Genomic DNA, 22,790 nt, shown 5'->3' on the forward strand with positions numbered 1-22,790 from the left:
ATTGCTCCCGATTTCAATTTATTTTTGTTAACTTCCACAATTTTATTAACTCCTGAACAGGCTCTAGGTTATATTTTTTTGGTAATTCATCTTGCCATAGTGGAGGTAAGCCGAAAGGGCTGTAAACAAACACATCACTAAATTTATTAGGAAGCTCGGGCAAATCAGAGCTCTTGACTAACTGAAGTCGCACCTTTGAATCAAGTAAATAACTCAAAGATAATAATTCAGTAGGGTTATATTTATAATTACTACTCACCACAAGCGGGTAATTAGTTTGATTAATAACCTGACTTACTTTATCATTCTGAGATGGATTACTTATAGACACTTTTGTGTTAGCATCCACCGCAGAGGCTAAAACTTGACCTGAAATGACAATAGCTATGATTATTTTCCAAAAATGTCTGGGTTGTGAAATTTCGACCGAGGCAATTTTAGTAGCAAAAAGGTAAGCGATAGATAGGTGAATGGCTAAATAGCAAGGAATCCAATATCGAGCACTTATTGACCTGGTTCCCCCTAAAATTACATCGGGTAACATTAAAGGTAAAGAATTAGAAAGGATTAATATTAATACAAACAGCCAAACCTGTTTTTGGGTGTGACGGCATAGAAAATAAATTGAATAGCAAATCAAGACAGTAATACATAAAACTAATAAATAGAATAAACTAAAAAATGGTATTTTAGGAATTTCAAAATCGAAAAATATTAATCTCATATTACTGAACCACATTTTTAACAAGTCTAATAAAGTTGATTTTTCATTAGTCCATTCCATTGAGCGTTTTACTTCAGGCAAGTGATAGATAGTAGTCCAAATCCAAGGTATAAAAGTTATAAATCCTACGGTCGATGCTGCAAAATAAGAAATCAGTGTCTTGGTAAATCTGAAATTTGAAGTTATTAAAACATATAAACCATGTGCAATTGCAACAAATACAAAGAAAGAGTAAGAATATAGTCCGATCGCTAGCGTCGCTGCATAAATTGCCCAGCTAACTCTAGTTTTTACCCGTATTGCCTGTAACAATACAGCACTTGATAGTAAGGTTGTTACTGTCCAAAAACTGTACTCTCGTGCTTGCTGGGCGTATTGTACGTGAAATGGTGATACCGCTATCAACCCAACAGCCATCCATCCTACAAGAGAAGAGTCAAATAGTTCCATACATAGCCAGTAAATGCAGGGAAATGCCAGCAAACTTATCAAAGCAGATAGGCTTCTGATGATTGCCACAGAATTACCGAAAGTCTGCGTCCATAACCGTAGCATTATGTAATAAAGAGGTGGATGTTCCGGGGTCTCCGTTGCAAAAGCATTAATAGTATCTGTTAGGGATTTTTCGGGACCAATACGCTGATACTTCTGTAAATCTTCAGGAGTAATAACTTGCCCATTGAACGCTTGCTGGATAAACTCTTTTTGAGTATAGCCAGAGATTTGCAATGAAGTAAGTGCCTCGTCACGCCAGTAAACTTTTTTGTCTAGATTAACGAATCTAAAAAATATCCCTAACAGTAGTAATACAAGGAATAAAATTTTGATTGTCGATAAAGAATTGATGGCAAACTGAGTTTTAGGCATTATGTCAAAGCTCTCTAAGGGATTCCAGGGATTCACAGAAGATTGTAAGGGCTTAAACTATCGCTGGCAAAGAATTGCGAGCGCATAAATTATATACATTATGATGAAATAAAGTCAACTACTCTGATTGCTTAATTTATTTGATGTTGCTTGATATAAATCATTACCTACAAGAAGCTTTTGTATTCAAAGACAGCATCAAATTTCCCAAGTTTGCCAATGTTGGGATAAGGTTTCTGTACCCATTTTCCGGCAATTTTTTCCCACCATCTAGGCGGATGTGGTAGTGTGGCAACCTGGATACACAAACACCCAGAAAGCCATGCTCCTAAAACATCAGTATGTAAACTATCACCTATCACTACTACTTGTTTGGGGTTGAGTTGCATACCAGCAATTGCCCGGTGAAATGCAGAAGGAAAAGGTTTTTTTGCTGGACTAATAGCCTGAATGTTTAGACGATGAGACCAATATTTGACTCGATAGTGTCGTTTCCCATTTGAGAGAATAAAAAAATGCAACCCTGCCAATTTTGTCTGTGTAATCCACTCTTCTGCGCCAGGAGATAAATACCGATCGTCTTCAGAGACGATCGTGTTGTCTAGATCGAGAATGATTCCTTTAATGCCAGATTCCCTCAAGCAGTCAATCTCGATTTGAGCTACTCCATCGGCTCGGTGTGCCAATGTATGAAGTTTTCTTTTGATTCCTATCTGGCGTAACTCGAGCAACCAATTCTTTAAATTTCCCATTTGCCTATTCCCCAAATTTTGGTATTGAAACTTTTAGTCGATTAGTGCTTGATGTTTTAGCCACAAAATCGTAAAGCAGGTGAACACCCAACCGATGACCGTGAGTAGTATTGGTACGTCTTTTAATAAAACTTCTTCAGGTCTTTCACTGCTTCCTCCTTGCTCAATATTACTATCACTGTTGAGAGAAGTTTCCTGGGGCTCGCTTAGTAGTTGATAGCGAAAAATGCCATATAGTACAAATGGTAATGTCAGTAGCATCCAAGAAGTGGATGCTCCACGCATATAGGGGCCTGAACTCCAAAGTGCATAAGATACAACTGTACTAGAAGTAACAACGTTTTCCATGCGACTCAACATTGTTAAAGAGTAGCGTTTGAGGACAGAACGAGGTTTGATACCTTTGAGTTGTGTCAATCGCAGTTCTGCTTTACGCTTCTCAATCCCTAAAAACAATGCCAGCATTGCCGTGCAGAGTAGAAACCAAGATGATAAAGTAACACCTGTAGCTGCTGCACCACCGAAGGCTCTGAGAACAAATCCGGTGGCGATCGCACCAATGTCCAAAATCACTGTCCGTTTAAGTCGCAGATTATAAGCAACTTGCAATAAGGCATAAGCGGTAAGGCTTGCACCTAACTGAGGAGTTCTTAACCAGCTAATAGTCAAAACGCTACCTAATAGCAAAACGGCTATTCCTGTCGCGACGGGAATACTAACTAATCCAGAGGCGATCGGTCGCTGACTTTTGACAGGATGTTGACGATCGGCTTCGACATCGATAATATCATTAATTAAATAGAAACTACTAGAGGCTCCACAAAATAATGCAAAAGCCAACAGGCTACCTAGTAGTGATTGTAAATTGATGCTAAAGGCAAACAGAGGTGCAGCAAAGACAATTAGATTTTTTGTCCATTGTCTTGGACGCAAAGCCTTAAAGTAGGCTAAATTTCCTTTTGACGATAAAACATGATTTTTTGTAGGCATACTCTTTTGTGATTTCATTGTCTAACAGTATGATAGATAGCGCTCAACTAACAGACAAGTCAATAGATCGGGTTACATTTATTTAATCCAGAATGAGATGTTTGCTAAATCTGTAGAGACAGTTAATAAAATCATCACAACTTCAAATTCCCAGCATTGCATTCTGATTGAGACGGGGATCTACCCAATATCTCATCAAGTTTTGAGTATACCGCTGAACTTGAGTGTTCGTTCTTAAAGGTTATAGCAACCTCTTGGGAAATCTTTTGAGCTAATTCTGGTTCATTAAGTAAGCAGAGAATTTGTTCAGCATATACCCTTGGATCGTCTGTAACGAATGCATTTACCCCATCGATCAAGCTGAGTGCAGAAGCAGAAATTTTAGTAGCAACGATCGGCATTGCATAAGCCATTGCTTCTACAAGCTTAAATTTAGTACCAGCCCCAGTTATTAAGGGACAAATTGCCACTCTCGATTTGAAGTAAATCTCTGCTAAATCCGGAACGTATCCCAAGCAATCAACATTTTCTTTAAAAGAGGCATCAACTTGAAGATCTTGGATTATCTTGCCAGCAATTATCAGCCGAGTATCAGGTTTACGGCGAACAATCTCAGGGAAAACTGAATTAAGGAAAAAAGTTAGACCCTCCTTATTCGGTTGATTATTAGAACCAACAAACAGCAGATCGTACTTAAACTCTCTGCTTTGATAAGGAACTATATTTGACTCATAACTCAACCCTTCAATTAAAGTTGGAACTAAGCATAACTTTTCGGACGGGAGGTGTGAGCTAAGAATTGTCCTCTCATCCTGAGCATCAATAATCACCCGATCGAATTTATTAATTAGTTTAATCTCCCAACCAAAATTGGACTCATAGTCGAATTTCAATCCTTTAGAATAAGAGATATTTTTCCTAACCAGGCGGAAATTGGAGGTAATATCATGCAGGTCAATTATACTATGAACCCCCAATTTGCTTTTTGCTGCTAAATGAGCATAGTCCAGGACATTAATCCAAATAAAATCGTATTTATTTTGATCGACTAAATGCCGAACAAATTCAACATAACCGGGAGGAGCTAAGTAATCAGAATCGACAGGTAATTGTTGCCGTAATAGTTTTTGATAATAGAAGCTTTGGCTTCGAGTATATACGAAGTCACATAGGTTACGCTCACCTTCGTATATAAACACGTTATCTATAAAATTTAATATTTCTTTTCTTTGTTCCGAACTCCATTGAGGAAATCCAAATTCATTGCCACCTACACCATGCACTTCAAAAAACTCTTTTCGCTCCCTAAAATATTTTAAAACCCCTAAAATTCTACCCTGTCTTCCGTTGTAATTGCGGGGATCGATTAGAGTTGGTAAGTGAAACAGAATCTTTTTCTTCGCTTGACTCATTGGTTTTACCTCCATCACGTTTGATTTTGAATTTCAATTAAATCAGCAGCATAATTTATTTTTCATAAATTAGATTACGTTTTCAGTAAAGTTTTAATACCCTCGCTAAGACTAATTTTAGGTTCCCAGTTCATAAAGGCTTTAAGTTTAGAGATATCAGCCAGTAAATGCATTCGCTCTACTTTTCTCACTCTCGACCGCTCCACTTCGATCGTAATTTCTTCTCCCAGTTGGTTCTCAAATTCTTTTACTACATCTATTACCGAATATTCTTGACCTCTCCCTAAGTTAAATACATCAATTCCAGAATCAAACTTATCAAGCAGCATAAAAATGGCTCTTGCCATATCATACGTATGGATAAAATCTCGTTTTGGTTCGAGATTGCCCAGCTCAATAGTTCTTAGACCCGAATTAACTTGTCTTTGAATTTCAGGGATTAAGTGTAGATTTGTTTCATTCGGACCAAACGCATTGAAAAACCGACAAACTACTGTAGGAATAGATGTTTGGAGATAAAATTCATTCATCAAATGTTCACCAGCTAGTTTAGATAACCCATAAATATCTAGAGGGTTCGTTTGCTGAGTTTCTGGGATAGCATGGTCACAAATGGGATAAACTGCTGCTGTCGAAGCAAAAAACATCTTTTCTAAATTTTTTAAGCTTTTCGCCGCGCTTAATACGTTGATAGTCCCTTGTATGTTAATGTTACTCGACTTGAAAGGATGTTGATTGCAGTAGGGAATAAAGTGTATGGCTGCCAGATGAATAATCCAATCTGGCTCGACTTTATGAATAACTTCGGTTAAGCCATCTTCGTTCAAAATATCAAGCTTATGAAAATACGTATCAGGAATTGTCAAAAAATCTCTATTTCCAAAGGATAAGTCATCAATAACATAAATATCATGACCATGCTTTTGGAATTCAGCTATTGTAGCAGAACCGATAAAACCTGCTCCACCAGTAACTAAAATTCTTTTCATTTTTCACCTATTTACATCTCAATAGTTGGAGTTTTCACTGGCTATGTTGATCTACAACTAAATCAACCTGATTTGAATTGTTTCCCTGAATCTGAGCTTCTGCAATTTCCAATAGACATATCCCAAAAAGCCTGTTAAGGGGAGGCAGGATGCTTACTCCACAAGAATTATGGGAGATGTCTAATAATGTACTCACCTATTGTTAACTTTCCAACCTGAGATTGACTGCCTCCGATATAGTCAAAGGATAGAATGAATCCTTTAAGCTAATGTCACCCCGTAGCACATTCAACAACTGTGGTAACTTATCCAGGTTGTACTTACACATCCAACGAATTAAATGTGTAGCAGGAGAATCGTCATTCGCTACTGTCGTGCGAAACTCTAGAAGCCCGAATAACTTGCCTTTTGTGCCAACGTACCATTGCTTAGGGGAAATCGGCTTTGGTGAATAGAGGTGGATCGATATAGCTGTCGCCAGAATAATCGGACTGAACAATAAAATCAAAACAAAGGCGGAAACGGAGTCCATCCATTGCTTGAGCTGGGGACTAAGTGTGCTTTGCTTTTGAAATGTTTTTTGAATACTCCCCCGTAGAAACACGGGTTTGTTAGCTTGCTCGCAGGCATCAGCCCAGAGCTTCAGCGTTGCCTCACCTAGGTTTGAATGGAGGCAAACCAGTCGTACCGGAGATGACTTCAAACATTCTACTAGCTGTTGCTGAGTCTCAAACGCCGAGATATAAGGCTGTTTGCTCTGCGATCCGAGACTGACGAATAACTGTCCCTGTCGCCACTTAAGAAGGCAGTGAGGTAAATAATTGCTTGAATGCTGTTGCTCTACAGAAGAATAGATGTGTGAATTTGAGAGTGTTGAGTTGGGCATAGGTTTTTATTACCTGACACTAATCTTACTAATGATTCTTGGTACAGTAAAATCACCCAGAAATTACAATCTCCCTAGAGAGGGGATTACTTAAGTACAATCCCGCTTCTCTTATAACACACTTTCCGAGCAAGTCAATACTTTGTCAATAAGTTTGTCAAGAAACCATCATTTTTTCAGGATTAAGCAGTAAGTCATAGGCTCAAGGATTGACCCATAAAGGTTTCAGAGGCGCTGTTACCCCCTCAGGCGGCCGAGCTTCAGTTCACAGAAACGTTTCTATGACTTCACAGGGCGTATCTTACCCTTTTTGAGACTAATACCTCCATTCGCGATTATCCCGATCGCATTTAACTTGTTCAGCATGGCTGTAGTCTCAGTGAGTGCGGTTTTTGTCACCCGGTCAATGCGTGTGACCAACAGTACCCCCCGGCAACAAGATGCAACCAGCAGAGTATCTACCATCCCTAAAATGGGAGGTGTATTCAGCAGAACTAAGTCATAAGTCTTCTCAAATCCTGCCATTAATTTCTGCATTTGAGGAGAACTTAATAGATTTACTGGATCTTTGGGTATAGCTCCGGAAGTCAAAATATCAATATATAGGTCTGATATTGGAATATGACTGCGTATTGGCACTGTAGTATTACTTTCTAGCAGAGTTGAAAGCCCATACTCATTAGGGAGATTGAGCTGTTTATGCAGCATCGGCTGACGGAAATCAGCATCAATTAGCAGTACCCGTTGATGTAGACGCGCAGCACTAATGGCCAAAGCTAATGCGATTGTTGATTTTCCCTCACCCTCCAATGCTGAGGTAATAATTAAAGGACTGAAAGTCGAACCAGGATGTTGAAGTTGAATGTTCTTATAAATTAGGTCAAAGGATTCCCAAGCAGGTGGACTATGAATTACTTCTATCGTGCAAGGCGCCATATCTTCAGGCTTGCCGAAAGGTAGCTTGATGATTGGTTCGCTTCCCCAAGCAGCGGAAGCTTGCCACTTGCCGAAAGGTAGCTTAATGATTGGTTTGTGCTTCTTTTTCTGGGGTAGCTGTGGAGTCATTCCTAGTAGAGGTAAGGGAACCAATTTTGTTAATTGAGCCGAGCTATGAACAGAATCATCTAACATATCGCGAGCAAAAGCCACAGCAACACCCAAGAACAACCCAACTACGATACCCAGCATAATGTTCTGCTGTTTTTTGGAAGTACTCTTTGTACCGGGTTGCGGTATTTCAACAACTTGCCAATCAAATCCACCTCGGGCAATTTCCAGGCTTAAGTCCTGCCGTGCTTTCTCTAATTGTTGAAATGTTTCACGCTTGAGCTGTATGTCTGTTTGTAGACGAGTGTACTTAGCCAATAGATTAGGAAATCGATCGAGTTCTACACGGAGCTGCTGCTCTTTTTTTGCTAGTGCTTCGTCGCGTGCTGTTAAGCCTTTTAAGTTGGTCTGAATCTCCAGAAGTTTAGTAGCGAGATTTAAGTCAGTTGCACCGAGTTGCCTTTCTTTCAAAAGGCTTTTTCCCGTATCCGGGAGCTGAGAATCACCTTCTGGTGTAGTACGTTGCCCTTCTGCTTGCAAGAGACTTAGTTGCTGGCTGCGCTCCGAGAGTAGCTTTTGAACAACTGGGTTTTTGTCAGTGAAACGTATCCGTTGCTGGGCGATGGCTAAATCTGTCTTTTGGATTTCGTTGAGTAAGGCTTGATAACGAGAAGACTGACTTAGTCGTGTCGCAACGAGCGCTTCCTGCGGAGAACTCGCAAGTTGTTGCTGCAAAGAGTCGTATTGAGCCTGAAGATCCCTTCTAGTTACCTGGTTTGTCCGTCGCTCCTGCTGAATGTTGTTAATTGCCTCAGTCAGAGCTTTTGCTTGTGCTTCCGGCTCAATCAGATTTTGATTTTTGCGAAACTCTTCTAAGGTTGCCTCAACTTGAGCCACGTTCTTACGAACCTTGGGTAATTGTTCATCAATGAAGGTCAGACCTTTAGTTAAACGTAGTCTCTGCTGTTCTCGGTTGTAATCCAGATAAACCTGTTGCATTACTTGTAGCACTTTCTGGGTTTGGGTCGGATTATTAGCCGTGTAAGTTGCTTCAAAAATCTTAGTCTCGGTTTTTGCCTTCTCATCGGCCACTTGAGTGACGACTAAGGATTTTTTAATCTCCTCTACATCAATCCCTGGATACTCAGGACGCAGCAATTTCACCGCCCTTTGGATGAGCTGAGAACCTTGCATCAGACTAAGCTGAGTAGCATTGTCTATCTCAACATTAGAATCAGCAAACTGATTATCTGTTTTACTATTTTTTTTGCCTTGATAATTAGATTCTACCAAGATCTGCATAGAGCTTTTATAGGTAGGCTTTTCCTTCAACGCTTTTGCAGTGGCAGCAGCCAAGACAATACACAAAACACTTAACAACCAAAAGCGCCTGCGGATTAGAACTGCAAACAGTTCTCCATAGCCCGCTTCTGTTTCAGCAATTGAGTTGATATTGTTTTCAGTCACTTCTACGCCTCGGTCATAAACCTATTAAACCAATTATATTTATTTCTGAGGACGGCTGCAAACTTCCTCAATCACCCCCTCTACTTTTTCAAAGAAAGCTTCTTCGGAAAAGTTACCGATCGCATGGTCTCTAATTTTTTCGTACTCCCATGCAATCTTACTTGACTCAACTACTGCTGTGTGAATCGCTTCAGGTGTCTGTAGATTGAAAAAGAGCCCTGTCTTACCGGGGATCTGAGTATCTAATACACCACCCTTACCATAGGCAATTACGGGCGTTCCACTAACATTAGCTTCCACTGGAACTAAGCCATAGTCTTCCAACGCAGCAACAATAACACCACGAGCTTTAGACATCAACTGACTGCGTTCTGTATCGCTGACATGACCGAGAAATTTAATATTTTTTAAAGCTCTCGACTCAAGACGCTCTCGCTCTGGGCCATCACCCGTTATAAATAATGGCAATCCCAGCCAATTGAATGCTTCAATAATTACATCAATGCGTTTGTAACCAAGAAGACGAGCTGAGGTCAAATAAAAGTCCTCCTTATCTTGGGAAAAAATAAATTTTTTGGTGTCAATGGGATAGTTGATCACAACTGATTGCTTTCCATAAAATTTATGGATACGACTGGCAACCGTGCTGGAATTAGCAATGTAAAAATCAGGTTCCTGAGCTGAATCTAGATCCGCTTTTCTCATTTGCTGAAAAATAGGTTCGAGCATACCAGAAAGATTTCGATAGGTAGCATAGTCTCGAAGATAAGTTGTTGTATCCCACAAAAAACGGGTGACATTGTGACAGAAACAAATATGTGTTGCTCCTGCTCTTTTTCGCACAGCTTTAGCAAAGCTCGTGGTACTGCTGATAATCAGATCGTAGTCTTGTAGATCCAAGGCTCGAAAGGCTGAAAAATAAAATGGAGCCATTAGCCTAAAATTCTTACTTGCCCCTGGAACATTCTGAAGTACAGTTGTGCGAACTTCACGTTCGCCTAGATCAATAGTTCGTTTAGGTTCGTACAGAGATGTGAAAATATCAGCATTGGGGTAGCGTTTACACAGCAATTCAAATACACGCTCTGCCCCACCGGGTTGTGTTAAGTAATCATGAACTAATGCAATTTTCATACTACTCTCTCTATTTTCTAAAATCCTACACCAAGGAGGCCGTTGTACAAATACTTCTTCTTGCGTCGTTTCTAGAGCAAATCAAGAATTTAACCAGATGGGTAACAACCAGCCTGAAACCCAGAGTTCGTAAGCATTGAGCCAATCTCTGCTCAAAAAAGATAGGCAGCAGAATTGTTACACACTTGCTTATCCCAAAAAATAATGCGATCAACATTATATCAGACTCATTTACAAAAACAACTGAGCTTGGATCAGTTTCTTGTCATGACAATTTTGCTATCCTTGATACAATCAGAAAAACAAGTTAGATTAGAGCGGCCCGCACGGGTATTTCCTAGCCGGCGTTACAGGCGAAAGACGTTCGGCGAAGCTCAGACGTTCGGCCTTCGCGAGCGTCGAGCCGTCGGCGACGGAAGTGGAATAAGATTTTTGGATTTACCGAACTTAACGATCTTAATAATTTGGTTCCTATTAATTACTTATTGGTTGACTACTTATTGCCGTATTGGTCAAACTTTGTCAATCGCAATCGATCCTGTGTCAATGGGGGTGCATTAATCTATTTATTGTTAGCCTCGATAAGGGAGCGAAGAGCAATTTTATTATACTGGTCGTTGTTGGCAAAATTGGCAAACAGCAACTTCGAGGAACAGACCACAAATCTACAGCAAGTTTTACCATTATTTTCAGAATATAAAGCAATACGCTTGGGTTAAGACCGATTAAGACCGATCCCCCCTAACCCCCCTAAAAAAAGGGGGAAGAATGCTCTTAAAGTCAACCCCTACTCCCGCAACGATTCGGGGGTTGCGAGGGGTTCTCCAAGCATAAACAGTATTAAGTGAACCGTATTGGAATATAAAGTCATCGTTTTGGGATACCGTTAATTTTGTTCTGTCGATTTGGCAAACTGGCTTGCTTGAAAAGGGTGTATATTTTTTTGTAAACAAAAAATATGTTATCGAAACAGAACATTTAGTTTTTCAGCGGTTAGATGAGTTAGTAGTACGAGGAAAATTTTTATAAATTCATAAAAAAATACTTAAAAAAACTCTACCTGCCACCGGCTTTAATGTTGCTTGTAAGTGTCAAATAAACTCTGGGGATCGACGAAGGTTAATGAGGCTTGGCTTCGCCGTGAGCGTCAGCCGAACGGTTTATTCTCACAGAAGGGGGATCATTGCCAGCACCAATCAATGCTTCTCAGCAGATGGGGATTGAATAAATGTTCCGAGATTGTCAAACAGGAGGCTACGATATTGAAGGAATTAGCCTCAAAGGAAACCGACTTTTTAACATGATTCAGCTCGTGACGATCGCCTACCGGGAGGCAATATTTGAAGGCACTGAACTGAGCAAAAAGCAGATACAAAAATATGGATCTAGCCGTAAAAAGCATAAAAAAAGATATCGAAGACGGAGTACATTTGGTGTTGGCGCAAGCGGGAGAGAAGTGGGTTAATTATCAAGGGACAATATTCTGAAGATGTGGAACAGTTAATGAAGTTAACTCCTTCTAAACGCCGCTTTGATCGACAAGGTATGCGGGCTGCAACCCTCCCAACAGTCTATCTCCTAGGCCTCGAAAGTCACCCCCCCAGCTACAAATAATCACATTTCATTGCATTGAATTGTCGATCGACCTTTTTGGTAAGCATACTTTGACCTGCTGCGCAACTTCTTATAGTCTGAGGATTGCTAGCAGTGGCTATACTAGGATGTCTGGGATGTAGCAGATCGTCCTGTCTGTCAATTTAACTGGTATGAAGCAGAAGCCTATGCTTGTGCTTGTTTTGTTGGGCATGGACTTGTCGGCGGAAGCAGAAGTGGAAAAGCTGCAAGTTGGAATTCGGCAGACGAGTTCGCTCATAATATTTTACCGATTGGATAGCTTCAATCTCCGCAAGATTATAGGTAATAATTATGGCACAGGGTGTCATCGGAGCATGAATAGTAGGATTACGTGGGAATGTAATCAACGTAACAGAAGCGATCGATCAAAGCTTGCATACTGTACACAATAATTTCACCAAGATCTAATTACATAACTAAAACTGTTTCCCCAACTCCCCCTCCTTTAGGCAGAGGGACGTAGAACCCAGAGAGGAATAAAGCCTCTAATCCCTTATCTGAACCCAAATACTTATGAATTATCAGTTTGAGTTCTCAATTGTCTGGGATAATCTTGCTTTGCTCTTTGCAGGTGCATTAACGACGTTCAGGATATCAGCGATCGCGATCGCATTCGGTCTAGTCATCGGCATTATTGGTGCCGTCTGTAGAACCTCTGGTAACAAAATTCAGGATGCGATCGCTCTAGCCTACGTGGAGCTGATTCGGAATACCCCCTATATCATCCAACTGTTTTTTATCTTCTTTGGGATGCCAAATTTGGGTATTAAGTTAACGGCAGAGCAAGCATCAATTTTGTCACTGGCTTTAAATTTTGGTGCTTATTCGACCGAAATTGTGCGGGCGGGAGTCGAGAGCATTACCAAAGGTCAAACAGAAGCAGGAATGGCACTGGGATTTAACAAAATAGCTGTGTTTCGGTACATCATTCTGATGCCGGCCTTAGCGAATATTTATCCTGCCTTGATCGGACAGGTGATTTTGGCAGTGTTATTTACGAGTGTTGTGTCTCAGATTGCTACTGAGGACTTAACCTTTGCAGGAGATTTTCTCAATTCTCGGAGTTTTCGCAGTTTTGAGATTTACTTTGCCATATCGCTGATTTATTTGGCGATCGTTTGGATTATCAAAGGAATTTCCTATCTGATTGAACGGCGATTTTTTAAGTTTGCACAGTATCGACGATAGTTAATTGGCAGGCTCAAATGAATGGATTTACAGTACCGCAGATTTTCCTTAACTTGGTGATTGCGGCAAAATGGACAATTATCTTGTCTATCATCGCCTTTGTTGTAGGCGGAATTGTGGGTTTTTTATTGCTGCTGATGCGGATTTCTCCCAATAAGTGGATTAAAGGCTTAAGTCTGATCTATATCGAGTTCTTTCAAGGAACACCTTTACTCTTACAACTTTTTCTGGCATTTTTCGGTACTTCGGTGGTTTTTGGGATAAATTTATCGCCTCTTGTAGCAGCTACCATTGCGTTGACAGCTTTTACCAGTTCATTTCTAGCAGATATCTGGCGTGGCTCGATTGAGGCTGTTCCCGCCGGACAGTGGGAAGCTGCATCAGCGTTGGGGTTTGGCTATTCTAAACAGCTAGAGTTAATTGTTCTGCCCCAAGCGTTTAAAATGTCGATCGCACCGACTGTCGGGTTTCTGGTGCAGGTAATTAAAGGGACTTCGCTAGCATCAGTAATTGGATTTGCTGAAGTATCTCGTGTGGCTTCGGAAATCAATAATGTCACGTTGAACTCACTCTTGGTTTTTTCGATCGCTGGTCTAATTTATTTTGCTCTTTGCTATCCGCTATCTCTTTGGAGCCAGCGGTTGGAGAAGCAACTCAACTATAAATCATAGAGACATCAACCATCGGAATATTTGGAGTGTTGCTGATGATGAAAATATTTAAGGAATTGATTCCCAACAAATGGCATCGGACGATCGCGCTTTTTGTCGCCAGTTTGGTTCTCACTGTCAGCATTGCTGCTTGCTCGAACCCAGGTACCTCAATAACCTCAATGGCTGTGTTTAACCCGGAAGCAGTTGCACCTCCCAAGGGTGAGCCAGGTAAAACTTTAGACAAAATCATGGCAGCAGGAGCGATCAGAACCGCTGTTCCCAATGACTTTACGCCGTTTGGATCGATGAACGTCGATATGCAGCCCCAAGGCTATGACATTGATGTGGCAAACGAGATCGCTAAAGCTTTGGGGGTAAAATCCGAGTTAGTGCCTGTGGTTGGCAACTATCGCATTCCGTTTCTTCAGACTGCTCGCGTTGATATCGTGATCTCTAGCTTGGGCAAAAATAAAGCTCGCGCTAAAATTATTGACTTTTCCAAGCCCTATGCGCCATTCTTTTCAGGCGTGTACGGCAGTCCAGATATTAAAGCGACCTCGCTAAACGATCTAAAAGGGCGATCGCTTGGCGTTGCACAAGGTTCTTTAGAAGATTTAGAAATTTCCAAGATACCGGTAGACGAAGCGCCTACAGTCAAACGATTTTCTAGCAACAGTTTAACTGCATCTGCTTTGATATCAGGTCAAGTAGAACTGATTGCTACTGGGAACGTCGTCGCTGCCAAAGTAATTCGCGACAATCCCAATATCAAAATAGAAAATAAGTTCATCATGAAGAACTCACCTTGCTACGTCGGTGTTCGTAAAGGTGACGAGCCGTTAGTGGCAAAACTTGACAGCATTATTGATGACTTGAAACAGTCAGGCAAATTAAACGAACTTTCGTTGAAATGGTTTGGCGAGCCTCTGCCAGACTTGACTCCTCCGCCAGCAACTTAGGTCAGTCGATTTTAGATTTTAGATTTTAGATTTAGTTGCAGGATTGAATCTGGGAGCCAGAACAGAAGTCTAAAATTTTGCGATCGACGGTGACCTTCCTGTCGTTCGGAAGTACCTATTTTTGGGCGGGGTCAAAAGCAAATCAACAAAACGCATCAACTATCCAGATAGAATTCCCAACATTATCGCAAGGAAAGTATTAAAATGTACGACTCAAAATCTGTAGCAAATCAAGCCACGAAGTTAAGCAATAGCTTAGAGCCAATCATCATCGCCAAAAATGTCGAAAAAACCTATGACAATGGGTTTCATGTACTCAAAGGAATCAGCTTGACTGTAAATAAAGGTGAGGTGGTGGTGCTGATGGGGCCATCCGGTTCTGGCAAATCCACCTTTATTCGTACTTTCAATGCGTTAGAACCGTACCAAAAAGGCAGCATTGAGATTGATGGCACGCTGATTTCTCACGATGCTAAAAACATTGAGATGGTGCGGCGCGAGGTGGGGATGGTGTTTCAGCAATTTAACCTGTTTCCTCATTTGACAATTTTGGGTAATGTTACTCTAGCGCCGATCCACTTGCGCGGTATGTCGAAATCAGAGGCTGACAAGTTGGGGATGGAACTGCTGGAGCGAGTCGGGATTGCTCACCAAGCCAACAAATACCCCGGACAGTTGTCGGGCGGTCAACAGCAGCGGGTGGCGATCGCTCGCGCCCTAGCCATGCGTCCAAAAGTGATGCTGTTTGATGAGCCGACTTCAGCCCTCGATCCAGAAATGGTGCAGGAAGTGTTGCAGGTAATGCGAGGTCTGGCGGATAGCGGGATGACGATGGTTTGCGTTACCCATGAAGTTGGTTTTGCCCGTGAAGTTGCCGATCGCATTATCTTTTTAGCTGATGGTGTGCTAGTGGAAGATACTACTCCCGATAAGTTTTTTAACAATCCTTCTAACGAGCGCACACAAAAATTTCTCTCACAGATTTTGCATTAATTCTTGAGTCTAAAGCCTATATTTTAAACTTGCCTTGAATAACGGTTTGAGTATTTATTTTGACAGTAATATTCAACCGTTGTCTGATTTTTTTCGTGGTGGCTTTACTAATGACCAATGACCAATGACCAATGACTAATAACTAATAACTAATGACCAATGACCAATGACTAATAACTAATGACCACCCTTCGACTTCGCTCTGGGTAAAATGACTAATGACTAATGACTAATGACTAATGACTAATGACTAATGACTAATGACTAATGACTAATGACTAATGACTAACCAACCAATTTCCCAACCACAGCCCGAAACCGGAAGTCGTGACTAACAGGATAAACGTGTAGATCCCGCCGATCGCGATCGACCTTTCCCCAGCTACCATCCGCGCCACAACTCCCGCAACAATCCCGATCGCAGCCCAAGCCCCATAAACAGCGTGAGAACCCGCGATAGCCAAGGCTTGGGGGATCGCCCCCGAACCATGCCCAGCCAAAGCCCCCGCCCACGCGCCAATCCCCAGCCCGATCGCACCTCCAAGCCCGACGGGGCCACTAGAATGCACGCCTACCTCCGCCGCCAGCCCGCACATCAAGCCCACAATCCCCCAACAAACCGCCTCCAGCAACACCTTGAGCCAATTCCCGGAACCCGTTCCAGCCATCAATCCCACCACTGTCAGCACTCCCGCTGCTGCCAAAACCACAGCCACGGCCCGGGACTGAGCCTCAGAACTGGCGATCGCCCCCAGACCAGCCCCAACTAGCGCCCAAGCAGCCCCTGTGACGATTCCTCCGGCTTGAAAACCGGCGATCGACCCCCCCACCGCCCCAGCCAAAACTAACGCGGCCAGCCACACTCTAGGCGTTGCCGAACCCTCAGCCAGTAAAATCGCGGCCCACAGCCAATCCGCACCCCAGATTAAAGTCAACATCCACATCGGGGCCTCAAATTTCGTCAAAATGTAGCCTGTCACAGCGTAACTCCCAACAGCGATCGCCAGTGGCCCCCAAGGGAAGATTGAAGATTTTTGAGATGGCCGCGGTTTTGAGTATTGAGTCGGAAATTCTTTTTTCCGGTTCGCGGTAAGGTATGGATATTTTGGAGATGGCCACGCTTCCCTCGCCGCACTGCCGCCGGATGGCTTTCTTCCCCGCGACGCTTCGCGATTTTGAGTTGTCAATCGTTTCTTGCTTTTCGGGTTGTTTTGAGTTTGAGTTTTTTTTGATGCGGCTTTTTGCCTGGTTTGAGTGCGCTGGGAACCAACTCTACCGGCTGATTTTCCCGAACGCCTTCTCAGGGGCTTTTCCGGCGGCTTTTCCGGCGGTGGTGGTTGCGGTGGCTGCTGAGACTGTTTGTCGGTGGACTTCGGTTGAGGCTGACTCAGAAACAACACCAACTCGTCGTAAGCTTGATTGATTTCGGTTAATCTTTGTTGGGCTTTTTGTTGCAGGCGATCGTTGTGAGCAAACCGATCGGGATGCCACACAAACGCTAAATCCCTGTAAGCGTGCTTAATTTCTTCTAAGGAAGCTCCCGGCTCAATTTCGAGGATTTCGTAGCATCGGTCAATGTCACCCATAAGCTTCGATCGGCAGGTGTTGGTAAATGTGCGTGAAGCGAAGCTATCCCGTAGGGAATCGTACTTCTTATCTTGTACCATTCTCGACCAAGCTGCACATTAAACCGATCGAGCGATTTGAGATTTGAGATTTTGAGATTTGAGATTGGGGATTGAAGAATTGGGAATCATTTATTATATAAGGGTTTAGAGCTTTTTTGCGGTTGCGTTCGGTTTTTCAACAGGGATGACAACTGGGTAGAATGGAAAAATAGTTTCGTGCGATCGCAATCTGTGTCAGTGCCGGAAAATCAACCTCCTACCTTCATCTTAGTTGACGGCCACTCCCTGGCCTTTCGTTCCTACTTCGCCTTTGCCAAAAGTCGAGACGGAGGCTTGCGAACTACCACAGGCATTCCCACCAGCGTCTGTTTTGGCTTTCTCAAGTCGCTGCTGGAAGTCATGGCCGCCCACGATCCCCAGTACATGGCGATCGCCTTTGACCTCGCCACGCCCACTTTTCGCCACGAAGCAGACGAAACCTACAAAGCCGGTCGTGCCGAAACCCCCGAAGATTTTATCCCCGATCTCAAAAACCTGCAAGAACTCCTGGGCTATCTCAATTTACCAGCAGTCACGGCTGGGGGCTACGAAGCCGATGATGTTTTGGGAACCTTGGCTAACAAAGCCAGCGCCGCAGGTTATGCGGTTAAAATCCTCACGGGCGATCGAGATTTGTTTCAATTAGTAGCAACCGAGAAAAACATCAGCGTACTATACTTGAGTACGGATGAACTCAGGCGATCGGGCAAAGGCAAATCCCAAGCATACGGCCCGGAAGAAGTCAAAGCCAAACTCGGCATTTTGCCAGCACAAGTAATAGATTACAAAGCCCTCTGCGGCGACAAATCCGACAACATTCCCGGAGTCAAAGGCATCGGCGACAAAACCGCCCTGCAATTGCTCGAAGCTTACAATACTCTCGACGGCATCTATGCAGCGATCGACGAGATTAAAGGCGCAACTAAGAAAAAGCTAGAAGAAGGCAAGGAAGCCGCCTATCATTCTCAAAAAATGGCGACAATTGTCCAAGAAGTTCCCTTAGATATCAACTTAGAAGATTGTCAGCTCAAAGGTTTTGATGAAGCAGCATTGATTCCGATGCTGGAAAAATTAGAATTTAAAACATTTTTAACCAAAGTCAAACAAATTCAAAAGCGTTTCGGCGGCACTCTTCTTGATGAATCCCCCTCGTTCCCTGGCTCTGCCGGGGAACGCATATCCAGAGGCTCTGCCTCGCCTGAAAACACTTTAACAGAACCCTTAGAAAAGGGTGAAAAAGATGCCAATTCCACAATTAATGACTCAGAAAAGGGCGGGCCAGATGCCCACCCCACATCACATCAAACTTCTGAAAATTCAGAAACAGACGAATTGTGGTTTTTTAGTGCAGCAGAAACCAAAGCCGCCCAGCAGGAAAACAAACTGCCGATTAAACCGCGAATCATTCAAACAACCGAACAGTTAAACCAATTAGTCCAACTGCTGCAAACCCACACCGACAAATCCTCACCCGTGGCGTGGGATACCGAAACCACAGCCTTAGAACCGCGAGACGCCGAATTAGTCGGAATTGGCTGCTGTTGGGGAACCGGAGAACAAGATTTAGCCTACATTCCCACGGGACACAAAACGGGCACAAACTTGGATAAAGCCACAGTTTTAAACGCTTTGCGTCCGATTTTGGAAAGCGAGAATTATCCGAAAGCGCTGCAAAATGCTAAATTCGATCGCCTGATCCTGCGCTGTCAGGGAATCAAACTAACCGCCGTCGTATTTGACACCATGCTAGCCAGTTACGTACTCAACCCAGAAACTAGCCACAGTCTCAGCGAATTGTCAAGGATAAACTTAAACATTGTCGCCAAAAGTTACAACGAATTAGTACCGAAAAACAAAACAATTGCTGACATCAGCATTCCCCAGGTAGCTGACTACTGCGGCATGGACGTTCACACCACATTTCAATTAGTAGGTAAACTTAGAGCAAAATTGGAAAAAGCTGATGAAGGTAGCTTTCCCGGAAAATCTTTGCACGAGTTACTGCTGAACGTTGAACAGCCCCTCGAACCAGTTTTAGCCGAAATGGAATACTGCGGCATTCGCATTGATTCAGCTTATCTCAATACCCTCTCCCAAGAGCTAGAAATAAAATTAGCCAAACTCGAAGAAAATACCTATGCAGCAGCGGGGAGAAAGTTTAATTTAGGTTCCCCAAAACAACTCAGCGAAATCTTGTTAGAAAAAATCCCCGAACAGTTTGAGAAAAAGTCTCGCAAAACTAAGACGGGATACTCAACAGATGCCGCTGTTTTGGATAAATTGCAAGGATATCACCCGATTGTAGACGATTTATTGGAACACCGAACCTTATCCAAATTAAAATCAACCTATGTCGATGCTTTGCCGCAGTTGGTGCGTGCGGATACCGGGCGAGTGCATACAGATTTCAACCAAGCTGCAACGGGTACCGGCAGACTTTCTTCTTCCAATCCCAATTTACAAAATATTCCCATCCGCACCGAGTTTTCGCGGCAAATTCGCAAGGCTTTCTTGCCGGAGTCTGGTTGGTTGATGGTGTCGGCGGACTATTCTCAAATTGAACTGCGAATTTTGGCTCATTTGAGTCAAGAACCTGTGTTAATCGAAGCTTACCAAAATAACCGCGACGTGCATACCGTGACGGCTCAACTGCTGTTTGAAAAGGAGGAAGTCACGCCGGATGAACGGCGGTTTGGCAAGACGATTAATTTTGGGGTAATCTATGGTATGGGGGCGATTAAGTTTGGGCGATCGATGGGCAAATCGTCCGCAGATGGTAAAAAGTTTATTGAACGATTTAACCAGCGTTACAGTAAAGTTTTTGAATATTTGGAAAAAGTAAAAAAAGATGCGATCGCCCTAGGCTACGTTTCCACTATCCTAGGCCGCCGCCGCTATCTCAACTTCGAGAGCAAAACACTCACCGACTTAAAAAAAGAAGGCAGCAACCCCGAAGACATTCACTCCAGCCTACTTAAGTCCCTCACTAAAAATGACGCCCAATCTTTGCGCGCAGCAGCCAACGCTCCCATTCAAGGCTCAAGTGCTGATATCATTAAACTTGCCATGATTGAGGTACACAAAATTTTGCAAGATTATCAGGCGCGACTTTTGCTGCAAGTTCACGACGAATTAATCTTTGAAGTCCCTCCCGATGAATGGGAAGAATTGCAGCCGAAAATTAGAACGGCGATGGAAAATGCTCTGCCGCTTAGCGTACCCCTGATAGTTGACATCCACGCAGGGCAGAATTGGATGGAAACTAAATAACACCATAGAAAAATGAGCCCAAATAAAATCGTCCTTTCTCCTAAAATTACCAGCTTGAGTGCAGTTGTTCTGCTGTTCCTACTCTCCGGCTGTCCCCAAAAGCTACCGGCTAACAATTATGCTGTGAAACGAGTCAGCGACGGCGATACCCTTGTCGTCAGCGATGCCGCCGGGAAAGATATCAAAGTACGTTTTGCTTGCATAGATGCACCGGAAATTGCCCACAAGAACACCGAAAAGAACAGCCAAAAAGCAGCAGATAAAAATCAGTTTAAGTGGGGAAATCTAGCCGAGCAAAGAATGGAGCAGCTTGTCAAACAAGGGGGAGGTCGCGTCGTTTTGACAGTCACCGATACTGACCGTTACGGCCGCAAAATTAGCGAAGTTCGCTTGCCAAACGGCACATTTGCCCAAGAAGTTTTGCTCCGGGAAGGATTAGCAATGGTTTACACTCCATACTTGAAAAACTGTCCGAGTGCAAGTGTTGTGCAACAAGCGGAAGCCGAAGCTAAGAAAAATCGCCGAGGTGTTTGGGGAGATTCTAAGTTTGTTCCAGCTTGGAATTTTCGGCACAGCGATAAATGATGGGAAGAAGTTCGGCAACGGATTATGTAGCGGATGTAACGGATGTAACGGATGTAACGGATGTAACGGATAGAATTCCCGATTACTCTTCATTGATTGCCGATTACCCATCAGTTCTGCCGTCATCGGGAAGAAGGAAGAAGGAATCACTAACTTTTGCGTGTGGAGATTTGTTGTATAGTATATAGTAGTTCAGAGGGTTTTTGGAGGTACGCAATCAAACTTCAAAGCTTAGTAACACAGCTTTCAGTGTACTCATTTTTTTGGAAAAAAGGCTATGGCAAAAAAAAACAACCTATTTGTATATTGACATCAGCAAAATTATGTTGTTGATTAGGAATTTCCTAACGCGGAGCGGACATTTGCGAAACTGCGTTTCTAAACACCGATGGGGAACATCCTAATTTAGTACAATACAACGAGGACGAGGTTCTGCTCGTAATGTCCGCAATCTGTGGAGTTTGGGCGATAGCTGGTTCCGCCCAAAAAACGGATACTGTGCCACGTAATTAAGTCGTGGACAGCCCCAAATTTTAGACTCCCGTTCACGGTACCAGATTCACGGAGCTGCAAGTAAATCTAAAATCTAAAATCTAAAATCTAAAATCTAAAATAGACTGGTTCCAGATTCATCTAAGCCCAGACATGAGTTCGATCGCATTTTGATGCGACTTTTTTTTGGGGAAAAGTCAACAAATGTGATAGGCTCCAGATAAATCAATAGACTGCCGCGAAAAGCGGTCTATTGCAATCACCCAGAAATTAGTTTGAGGGGACATCAATGAATATCAAACATCTGACTATCTCCGGTATTGCACTGCTGCTGGCTACTGCAATCGTAGGAAATGCTATTGCTCAAGAACTGACCAACGATCAAAAAACTGTTACTTGTCGCCTGAAAACAGAAGTCGATCAACGGAAAAGCAACGGTCAAAAATTGGTGTTTTGGCCATTGATAGGGACTGTTCGCAAGCAAGTTTCATCTCCTTTTAGAGCCACGCTGCATCCAGATACTGAGTATACTTTTGTTGCGACTTGCGACGGAAATTGCCAGGATTTAAACTTAACGCTCAAGGATGCCAACAGCGGCCAAGAAATCGCTGCGAGTCAAAAGACGGGCGAACTGGTATCAATCTCTTTTACTCCGCCATCCCAAGGCGAATATCAAATCACTGCCAAGCCTGGAGAATGTACGAAGGCAGAGGGTTGCAGTTTCGGCATGGGAATCTTCGTTCCTGCCTCTGCGAGCGTACCTAATGCTTCAAAACTTCCCGCTGAAATAGCACAATTTCGCATTTGCCAGTAGAGGAATAGCGATCGGTTGTGGGTTGCAAGTTAACTTGAGTCTTGAATCAAAAATCTCACTCATAACTTGCAACTTATATAGCAGTGGACAGTTGACAGTGGACAGTTGACAGTTGCACAGTACGGAAATCAAACCGTTTATGCTATGGGCTATAGGCTCTATTCATGAGGTTATTTATGTCCTCACCGCTGTATTGATTGCTATAACTCGCCACTTATATGTTCTTAATTGCTGAAACCCGGGCTTTTACCAGAAAGAATTGGTTT

At 42.9% G+C, this 22,790-nt stretch carries 17 protein-coding genes; 8 read left to right on the forward strand and 9 right to left on the reverse strand.

Annotated elements, in window-relative coordinates:
- Positions 1–13 precede the first annotated feature (13 nt).
- The 8 genes from QUB64_RS18415 to QUB64_RS18450 all read right to left on the reverse strand — a co-directional run bounded on the left by QUB64_RS18415 (position 14) and on the right by QUB64_RS18450 (position 10,268).
- The gene (locus QUB64_RS18415) at positions 14–1,591 is read right to left on the reverse strand and encodes a glycosyltransferase family 39 protein (protein WP_333273364.1); all 1,578 of its coding nucleotides are present in this window, start codon (positions 1,589–1,591) and stop codon (positions 14–16) included.
- 167 nt (positions 1,592–1,758) lie between these two features.
- Complete coding sequence (locus tag QUB64_RS18420) at positions 1,759–2,343, reverse strand: YqeG family HAD IIIA-type phosphatase (RefSeq protein WP_333273362.1); 585 nt, start codon at positions 2,341–2,343, stop codon at positions 1,759–1,761.
- A 33-nt stretch (positions 2,344–2,376) separates the two neighbouring features.
- Entirely contained in the window at positions 2,377–3,333 is a 957-nt protein-coding gene (locus QUB64_RS18425; RefSeq protein WP_333273360.1) for a decaprenyl-phosphate phosphoribosyltransferase, read from the reverse strand.
- 134 nt (positions 3,334–3,467) lie between these two features.
- A complete protein-coding gene (locus QUB64_RS18430) occupies positions 3,468–4,745 on the reverse strand; it encodes a glycosyltransferase (RefSeq protein WP_333273356.1) in 1,278 nt (425 codons plus the stop codon).
- Positions 4,746–4,819: 74 nt separating this feature from the next.
- The gene (locus tag QUB64_RS18435; RefSeq protein WP_333273354.1) at positions 4,820–5,734 is read right to left on the reverse strand and encodes an NAD-dependent epimerase/dehydratase family protein; all 915 of its coding nucleotides are present in this window, start codon (positions 5,732–5,734) and stop codon (positions 4,820–4,822) included.
- A gap of 202 nt (positions 5,735–5,936) precedes the next feature.
- Entirely contained in the window at positions 5,937–6,620 is a 684-nt protein-coding gene (gene hepC, locus QUB64_RS18440; protein ID WP_333273352.1) for a heterocyst development glycosyltransferase HepC, read from the reverse strand.
- A 279-nt stretch (positions 6,621–6,899) separates the two neighbouring features.
- Complete coding sequence (locus QUB64_RS18445; protein ID WP_333273349.1) at positions 6,900–9,134, reverse strand: GumC family protein; 2,235 nt, start codon at positions 9,132–9,134, stop codon at positions 6,900–6,902.
- A gap of 39 nt (positions 9,135–9,173) precedes the next feature.
- Positions 9,174–10,268: a glycosyltransferase gene (locus tag QUB64_RS18450; RefSeq protein WP_333273345.1), complete on the reverse strand. Its 1,095-nt coding sequence runs from the start codon at positions 10,266–10,268 to the stop codon at positions 9,174–9,176.
- Positions 10,269–12,416: 2,148 nt separating this feature from the next.
- On the opposite strand from QUB64_RS18450, the gene QUB64_RS18455 reads away from it, so the two are divergent.
- The 4 genes from QUB64_RS18455 (at position 12,417) to QUB64_RS18470 (ending at position 15,696) form a co-directional block, all read left to right on the forward strand.
- A complete protein-coding gene (locus QUB64_RS18455; protein WP_333273342.1) occupies positions 12,417–13,091 on the forward strand; it encodes an amino acid ABC transporter permease in 675 nt (224 codons plus the stop codon).
- Between the two features lie 17 nt (positions 13,092–13,108).
- Positions 13,109–13,762: an amino acid ABC transporter permease gene (locus QUB64_RS18460; RefSeq protein ID WP_333273339.1), complete on the forward strand. Its 654-nt coding sequence runs from the start codon at positions 13,109–13,111 to the stop codon at positions 13,760–13,762.
- A gap of 35 nt (positions 13,763–13,797) precedes the next feature.
- Entirely contained in the window at positions 13,798–14,703 is a 906-nt protein-coding gene (locus QUB64_RS18465; protein WP_333273336.1) for a transporter substrate-binding domain-containing protein, read from the forward strand.
- Between the two features lie 204 nt (positions 14,704–14,907).
- A complete protein-coding gene (locus tag QUB64_RS18470) occupies positions 14,908–15,696 on the forward strand; it encodes an amino acid ABC transporter ATP-binding protein (RefSeq protein WP_333273333.1) in 789 nt (262 codons plus the stop codon).
- A 278-nt stretch (positions 15,697–15,974) separates the two neighbouring features.
- On the opposite strand, the gene QUB64_RS18475 is transcribed toward QUB64_RS18470, so the two are convergent.
- Positions 15,975–17,282: a J domain-containing protein gene (locus tag QUB64_RS18475; RefSeq protein ID WP_333273330.1), complete on the reverse strand. Its 1,308-nt coding sequence runs from the start codon at positions 17,280–17,282 to the stop codon at positions 15,975–15,977.
- Positions 17,283–17,540: 258 nt separating this feature from the next.
- Between QUB64_RS18475 and polA the strand changes: the two genes are divergently transcribed.
- The 4 genes from polA (at position 17,541) to QUB64_RS18495 (ending at position 22,524) form a co-directional block, all read left to right on the forward strand.
- Positions 17,541–20,633, forward strand: coding sequence for a DNA polymerase I (gene polA / locus QUB64_RS18480; protein WP_333273328.1), 3,093 nt, complete (start codon positions 17,541–17,543; stop codon positions 20,631–20,633).
- Positions 20,634–20,645: 12 nt separating this feature from the next.
- Positions 20,646–21,218: a thermonuclease family protein gene (locus QUB64_RS18485; protein ID WP_333273326.1), complete on the forward strand. Its 573-nt coding sequence runs from the start codon at positions 20,646–20,648 to the stop codon at positions 21,216–21,218.
- The gene (locus tag QUB64_RS18490; protein WP_333273322.1) at positions 21,215–21,406 is read left to right on the forward strand and encodes a hypothetical protein; all 192 of its coding nucleotides are present in this window, start codon (positions 21,215–21,217) and stop codon (positions 21,404–21,406) included. Before QUB64_RS18485 ends, QUB64_RS18490 begins: the two co-directional genes overlap by 4 nt.
- A 593-nt stretch (positions 21,407–21,999) precedes the next feature.
- A complete protein-coding gene (locus tag QUB64_RS18495) occupies positions 22,000–22,524 on the forward strand; it encodes a hypothetical protein (protein WP_333273320.1) in 525 nt (174 codons plus the stop codon).
- The last annotated feature ends 266 nt before the right edge of the window (positions 22,525–22,790 follow it).

The sequence above is a fragment of the Microcoleus sp. Aus8_D2 genome, from assembly GCF_036702665.1.
GTDB lineage: Bacteria > Cyanobacteriota > Cyanobacteriia > Cyanobacteriales > Microcoleaceae > Microcoleus.